Annotated in this window: 3 protein-coding genes and 1 pseudogene; 1 reads left to right on the forward strand and 3 read right to left on the reverse strand. The window is 76.6% G+C overall.

The window, feature by feature from the left end; all coding sequences use genetic code 11:
- Positions 1-171 precede the first annotated feature (171 nt).
- The gene (locus CCN39_RS38420) at positions 172-630 is read left to right on the forward strand and encodes a MarR family winged helix-turn-helix transcriptional regulator (RefSeq protein WP_086850742.1); all 459 of its coding nucleotides are present in this window, start codon (positions 172-174) and stop codon (positions 628-630) included.
- Here CCN39_RS38420 and CCN39_RS38425 read toward each other — a convergent pair.
- From CCN39_RS38425 to CCN39_RS38435, 3 genes and pseudogenes are all read right to left on the reverse strand, one after another.
- Positions 627-2,141, reverse strand: coding sequence for an MFS transporter (locus CCN39_RS38425; protein ID WP_086850744.1), 1,515 nt, complete (start codon positions 2,139-2,141; stop codon positions 627-629). The genes CCN39_RS38420 and CCN39_RS38425 overlap by 4 nt on opposite strands.
- Positions 2,132-6,475, reverse strand: coding sequence for a type I polyketide synthase (locus tag CCN39_RS38430; RefSeq protein ID WP_086850746.1), 4,344 nt, complete (start codon positions 6,473-6,475; stop codon positions 2,132-2,134). The genes CCN39_RS38425 and CCN39_RS38430 overlap by 10 nt, the downstream gene beginning before the upstream one ends.
- Positions 6,472-7,075 (reverse strand): annotated as a pseudogene (locus CCN39_RS38435) (fatty acyl-AMP ligase); the annotation flags it as partial. The pseudogene CCN39_RS38435 and the gene CCN39_RS38430, both read right to left, overlap by 4 nt.

The raw sequence follows: 7,075 nt of genomic DNA on the forward strand, positions 1-7,075 counted from the left end.
CGGGTACACCCTGCGCGTCTCGACGACGCGCAGGGTGTACCCGCCTTCCGGTGGGGCCTCGGCGGGGGCGTCGATCAGCTTCGCGGTCATTTCGGCGTTCATCGCTCGGACGTCCACGCGCTCCACGGTAGCAAAACTAGCTAGATTGTCTAGCGACCTTAGAATGACCGGGTGGAAGACACTCCCGTCGCGCTCCGGGTGAACCTCGCCTTGCGGGAACTCCTCGCGCTCGCCCACGACGTCCAGGTCGCCCTGGCCCGGCGGCTCGGCCTCGGCGCGACCGACGTGCAGGCGCTGCAGCACCTGGCGGCCGGCACGCCGATGGGCACCGTCGACCTCGCGCACGCGCTGAAGATCCGGTCCGCGTCGGCGACGGTCCTGGTCGACCGCCTGGAAGCCGCCGGGCACGTCCGCCGCGGCCCGCACCCGCGCGACGGGCGGCGGGTCACCCTCGTCGTCAGCGAGGCGGCGCGGGCCGAGGTCCGGGCCGCGCTGGCCCCGCTCGTCGGCGCCATCACCCGGTTGACGGACGAGCTGCCGCCGGAGCAGGCGGAGGTGGTGGCGCGGTTCCTCGGCGACACCACGGAGATCCTCCGTGCTTACGCGGCGCAGCCGCCGGGTGCGGGCTAGCGTTCCGCAGCCGCTCGGCGGGCTCGAACACCCCGCGGATCGCGTCGCCCATTCGTATAACGGCCTATACGGCGGCGTGTGATCGAAACCAACGTCGCGAACGCGAACAACCCGCACGCGACCGACGACGCCGCCTGCACGCTCACCGTGCAGGCGACCCGGGCGGCCGCGAGGAGTTCGGCAGACTGCGCCAAGCCGTGCGAGGCCGCCTCGGCCTGGGCCGGGCCGGCCGACGCCAGCCGCTTCGCCGCGTCCGGCACGCCGGGCGGCACCGCCAGATGGGCCGCGTAGACGGCGGCGGCCAGGGAGCCGAACGCCGTCGTGCCCAGGCCCGCGCCCAGCTCGTAGCCGGTCTTCTCGACGGCGGCCGCGCCCCCTGCCCGGCCGGTGGGCGCGGCGGACAGCAGCGTGTCCGTGCTCGACGTCAGCGCGAGGGCCATGCCCAGACCCGAGCCCACGAGCGCGCCGCCGAGCCACCACGGCGACGTCAGCCCGCCCGCCGCCGGGATGCCGAGGGACGCCGCCGCCACGGCGAAACCCGCCGTGCGGACGCGGGCGTTGCCGCATCGCTCCAGCAGCGCCGGCGCCGCCACGCTGCCGGCCGCCGACGCGCCTAGGACCAGCAGCAGCCGCGCCGCCGCGGCCGTCGGGGAGAGGCCGAGCACCACCTGCAGGTACTGGGCGAGCAGCAGGCCGAGCCCGACGAGGGTGCTCATCACCAGCAGCACCCCGCCGACCGCGCCCGGTACCCCCGGCCGGCGGAACAGTCCCAGGTCCAGCAGGGGGTCGGCCGCCCGTCGCTGGCGGTGCACGAAGAGCACGAGCAGGCCGCACCCGGCCGCCCCCGCCACGAAGCCGCCCCCCGACGGCCCGACGGCGAAGGCGATCCCGAGCACGCCGCCGGCCGCGAGCACCGCGCTGAACGCGTCCCACGGTGCCCGCCCGGGCGGGCTGCGCGGCAGCCACCGCAGCGCCCCCGTCACCGCGGCCAGGATGACCGGCGGGTTGACCAGGAACGTCGCCCGCCAGCCCCACGCTTCCACGAGCAGCCCGCCGAGGACCGGCCCGAACACCGAACCGGTCCCGGCGATGCCGCTGCACACCGCGATCGCCGTGCGCCGCTTCCGCCGGTCCGGGAACAGCTCCCGCAGCAGCGACATCGTCACCGGCATGATCAGCGCGCCGCCGACGCCGAGCGCCGCGCGGGCGGCGAGCAGGGCCGGGACGCCGGGGGCGAGCGCGCAGGCGAGCGACGCCACCCCGAACACCGCGTAGCCGGTGACGAGCACGCGCCGCCGTCCGAAGCGGTCGCCGAGCGTGCCGGAGGGCAGCAGCAGCGGGGCCGCGGTGAGCGGGTAGATCGCCACGATCCACACCTGGGCGGCCGCGCCGGGCCGCAGCTGCCGGACCAGGTCGGGCAGCGCGACGTGCAGCACGGTCGCGTCCACCGCGACCAGGAAGAGGCCGGCGCCGAGCACCGCCAGCAGCGGCCCGGTCCGCGTCACGGCCACAGCCGGTCCGCCAGGTGCCGCGCGACGACGTCGACGTGCGGCGGGTCGACGATCGAGAGGTGGTGCGCCGGGACCGGGACGATCTCGAGCCGCGGGCACAGCTCGGCCCACCCGGCGTCGGGGTCGGTGCGGGCGTAGCGCGGTTCCATCGCGAGCCCGGCGGCGTACGGCTCGGTGGCCCGGTACAGCACCACGCGGCCGTCGTAGGGCCGCGGCGTCCCGCGTTCGGCGGCGAGCGTGTCCAAAAAGGACTGTCGCTGGTGGCGGAGCACGCCGGGGCTCAGCAACCCGGCTTCGGCGACCCGCCGCATGGTGAGCTCGATCTGCGCTTCTTCGGGCAGGGGCGCGAGTTCGTCGTGACCGAGCCGGACGGTCCGGCCGTAGGTGCCCTCGACGTAGCCGGTGAACCGCAGGAACCGCCGGGCCGACGACGCGCGCGGGTCGAGGTCCGGTTCGGGCAGCGGCAGCATGGTGTCGATGAGCGCGACGAGCTCGACCGGTTCGCCCTCGTCCGCGAGCCGCGTGGCGAGGCCGTAGGCGAGGGCGCCGCCGAAGGACCAGCCCGCGAGGCGGTAGGGGCCGTGGGGCAGGCGGGCCCGGACGAGCGGGAGGAGCCGTTCGACGCGTTCTTCGATGCCGGCGCCGGGCACGCGTTCGAAGCCGAGGCAGGGCACGCCGGCGGGGAGCCGGTCCAGCAGTGGCCGGTAGACGGTGCAGGTGCTGCCGCCGGGGTGGAACAGCAGGAGGGGCGCGGTGCCGGCGTCGCCGGGCTTGAGCAGGTGCACGTCTTCGCGGGTGTCGAGGAGGGCGCGGGCGACGTCGGCGACGGCGGCGAGGGAGTCGTGCCGGAGGAGGTCCGCGGCGTCGACGGGGGTGTCGAGCTCGGCGGTGAGGCCGTCGGCGAGCAGCCGCGCGAGGCGGTGCGGTTCGTCGGTGCCGGTGAGGCGGACGTGCGGGCCGGCGGCGTCGGTGCCGGTGTGCTGCCGCCAGAGCCGCAGGACGAGGCGATCGGCGGCGTCCCAGGCCCGGCCGCGGGCCGGCGGTTCGTCGCCACGGGGGACGAGGTCCCGGTTGAGGTCGGCGAGGGTGGCCCCGCGGAGGACGGCGGCGGCGTCGGGTTCGGTGCCGAGTTCCCGGTGGACGGCCTCGCGGATCCGGTTCGCCATGAGCGAGTCGAGCCCGAGGTCGACGAGGGGGACGTCGGGGTCCAGGCGGTCGGGGGAGAGGCCCATGACGGCGGCGACGATCCGCGCGAGCCGGTCACCTTCGGCAGCGGGTGCTGCCGCGGCCGGCGGTTGGCTGGTCCTGCTTGGCGTTGCCGCGGGGCCGGCTGTGGGCGTGGCCGGCGGTCGGGTGATCCCGCCGGGCGTTGCCGCGAGCCGGGCGGCGGCCGGACCGTCGCAGGTGGTCGCCGGTCCCGTCGGTGCGGGGCGCTCGCTCGGGCCCGCGTCCGTGTACCAGTGCCGCTCGTGGCGCCAGGGCATCGGCGGTACGTCCGTGAGCCGGGCGTCGTCGTCCGGGGTGGTCAGCGTGATGCGGGTGCCCGCGCAGTACAGCGTTGCCGCCGCGGCCGCGAAGGCGCGGACCTCGTCCTGGCCGCGGCGGAGGGTGCCGGTCACCACCGCGTCCGCGATCCCGGCCGCTTCGAGCGTCCGGGCCAGCGAGCCCCGCAGGATCGGGTGCGGGGAGACCTCGACGAACACGCGGTGCCCGTCCGACGCCGCCGCGGCGACCGCCTGCCGGAAGCGGACCGGGCGGCGCAGGTGGGCGGCCCAGTAGCCGGCGTCGAAGTCCGGGAGCTCGCGCGGGTCGGTCAGCACCGTGTCGTACCAGGGCACCAGCGGCCGCCGCCCGCCCAGCTCGGCGAGCGCGTCCCGCAGGGCGCCGAGGACGGGCTCGACCCCCGCCGAATGCCCGGCGACCCCGACCGGCAGCCGTCGCGCGCTCCGCCCGGCCGCCTCGAGTTCGGCGACGAGCCGGTCGAGCACCACCGCGTCCCCGGCGACCGTCAGCTGCCCCGGCGCCGAATCCACGGCGAGCTCGACACCGGGGTGCGAGGCGAGCTCGCCGGGCGTCAGTTCCACCGCGGCCATCGCCCCGCCGGACCCGATCGTGCCCAGCAGCCGCGCGCGGGTGGCGACCAGGTGGACGGCCTCGTCGGCGGTCAGCACCCCACCCACCACCGCGGCGGCCGCGGACCCGAGCGAGTGCCCGAGGACGGCGGCGGGCCGCACGCCGAGCGCCTCCCACCGCGCGGCCAGCGCCACCTGCGTCCCGAAGATCGCCAGCTGCGTCTCCGCCAGCGAGCGCGGCGGGGAGCCGGTGAGCAGCGACCGCAGCGAGCGCCCGGCGTGCTCGGTGAACGGATCGCCGAGCTTGTCGACCTGCGCGGCGAAGGCGGGCTCGGCGAGGAGCCCGCAGCCCATCCCGGCCCATTGCGACCCGTGCCCGGAGAAGACGAAGACGGGTCCCTCCCCGCCGACGGCGGTACCGGCGAAGGCACCGGCGGGCAGCGGATCGGCCCGATCCCCGACGGCCCGCAACAGCCCGGCGAGCTCCCGGTGGCCGGCGGCGGCGAAGGCGGCCCGGTGCGGGCCGCCGTTGTCGCGGCGGAAGAGGGTGTGCGTGACGTCGGCGAGGGAGCTCCGCCGCCCGGCGGGGGAGTCGAGCCAGTCGGCCAGCTGCGCGGCCCGCTCGGTGAGGCGGTCGCGGGTCCGGGCGGAGAGGAGCCCGATCCGGACGCTGTCACCGCCGGACGACCGCCGGCCGGTGCGCACCGGTCCGGCACCGCCGTGCGGCGGCCCGCTCCCCCGAGCCGGGTCCGGCGGTGCCGCCTCCTCCAGGACCACGTGGGCGTTCGTCCCGCCGAACCCGAACGCCGACACCCCCGCCGTCGCGCGGCCGGCGTGCCTGGGCCACCGCGTCGGCTCCGTCACCACCTTCAACCCCAGCGAACCGAACGCGATGTGCGGGTTCGGCGACCCGAAGTGCAGCTGCGGCGGCAGCACTCCGTGCGTCAGCGCCAGGACCACCTTGATCAGCCCGGCGATCCCCGCCGCCGCCTCCGCGTGGGCGATGTTCGTCTTCACCGAGCCGATCAGCAACGGCGTACCCGGCGCACGGCCCGCTCCGAGCACCGCACCCAGCGCGCCCGCCTCGATCGGGTCGCCCAGCAACGTCCCCGTCCCGTGCGCCTCCACGTAATCCACGGTGGACGGATCGATTCCGCGGTACGCGTCCCGCAGCATCGCCTGCTGCGCCAGGGGGTTCGGCGCGGCCAAGCCGTTCGACCGGCCGTCGGAGTTGACCGCCGACGCGCGGATCACCGCGAGCACCCGGTCGCCGTCGCATTCGGCGTCCGCCAGGCGCTTGAGCACCACGACGCCGCAGCCCTCGGCGCGCGCGATGCCGTCCGCCGCCGCCGAGAACGTCTTGCAGCGGCCGTCGCCCGCGAGCAGGCCCGCCGCCGCGAAGGCCGCCGTCGGGCCCGGGAGCAGCATGAGGTTGACCCCCGCCGCCAGCGCCAGATCCGCGTCGCCGTCGCGCAGCGCGCGCACCGCGTGGTGCACCGCGACCAGCGACGACGAGCACGCCGTGTCCACCGCCATGCTCGGCCCGCGCAGGTCGTAGACGTACGACAGCCGGTTGGCCGCGATGCTGCCCGCCGCGCCGGTGGCCGTCCACAGGTCCGGCGCGCCGCCGGTCATCGTGAGGTGGCCGTAGTCGTGGGTCGAAATCCCGGTGAACACGCCGGTCCGGCTGCGACGCAGCGACGATGGCGCGAGGCCGGCGTGCTCCAGTGCCGCCCACGTGACTTCCAGGAGCATGCGCTGCTGCGGGTCCATCGTCGCCGCTTCGCGTGGCGTGATGCCGAAGTGCTCGGCGTCGAACCCGGCGACGTCGTCGAGGAACCCGCCGAGCACCGGGGCGGCCTCGGCGTTCCAGCGGCCGGGCGGCGCGGTGCGGACGGCGTCCCGCCCGCTGCTCAGCAGGTCCCAGAACTCGCCGGGCCCGTCCGCGCCGGGGAACCGGCAGCCCAGGCCGATGACGGCGACGGGGTCGGTCCGCCGCCGGTCCGTGCCCGGCCGGATCTCCGGCTCGTCGGCACCGGTGAGGCTGCGGACCAGGTGGTCGATGGTCGGGCTTTCCCACAGCAGCGTCGGCGGCAGCCGCCGGCCGAGCCGTTCCTCGAGGTCGGCGGCGATGCCGACGGCCTGGCGGGAGGACAGGCCGTAGTCGCCGAGCGGGTGGTCGGGCTCGGCCAGGACGCCGGTGTGCTCGGCGACGGTGTCCAGGAGCCAGCGGCGCAGGGTGTCGGTCGTCGGTTCGCTCATCGCGCCAGTGCCTTTCCGTAGTCGCCGGCGAGGTAGCGGTCGCGGCAGGCACCGCGGGCGATCTTGCCGCTGGAGGTGCGCGGGACCCGCCCGGGCGGCACGAGCAGCACGTCCCGCAGCGCGAGGCCGTGCGCGTCGGAGACCAGCCGCCGGATCGCGGCGGCCAGCGTGCGCTCGGCGGATTCGGCCAGGTCCGCGTGGCCGCGGTGTTCGGCCACCACGACGACGGCCTCGGTGTCGGTGCCCGCGACGGCGAAGGCGGCGACGCTGCCGGGGCGGATCCCGGGGTCGGCCGACGCGGCGGTCGCTTCGACGTCCTGCGGGTAGTGGTTGCGCCCGTCGACGATGATCAGGTCCTTGATCCGGCCCGCGATGTAGAGCTCGCCGTCGTGGCGGACGCCGAGGTCGCCGGTCCGCAGCCAGGGCCGCTCGTCGCCGGCCGGCCGGGCGCCGAACGTTTCGGTGCTCTCCAGGGGTTTCTGCCAGTACCCGGCGCCGACGTTGGGCCCGTGCACCCAGATTTCGCCGACCGAGCCGTCGGGCAGCACGACGGCGGTGTCCGGGTCGACGAGGGCGACGAGCTGCCCGGCCGGGGCGCCG

This window comes from Amycolatopsis kentuckyensis, assembly GCF_002155975.1.
Classification (GTDB): domain Bacteria; phylum Actinomycetota; class Actinomycetes; order Mycobacteriales; family Pseudonocardiaceae; genus Amycolatopsis; species Amycolatopsis kentuckyensis.

Excerpts from the sequence above, each read along its gene's own strand:
- CCN39_RS38430 (WP_086850746.1), bottom strand. The coding sequence starts at position 6,475 with ATGAGCGAACCGACGACCGACACCCTGCGCCGCTGGCTCCTGGACACC.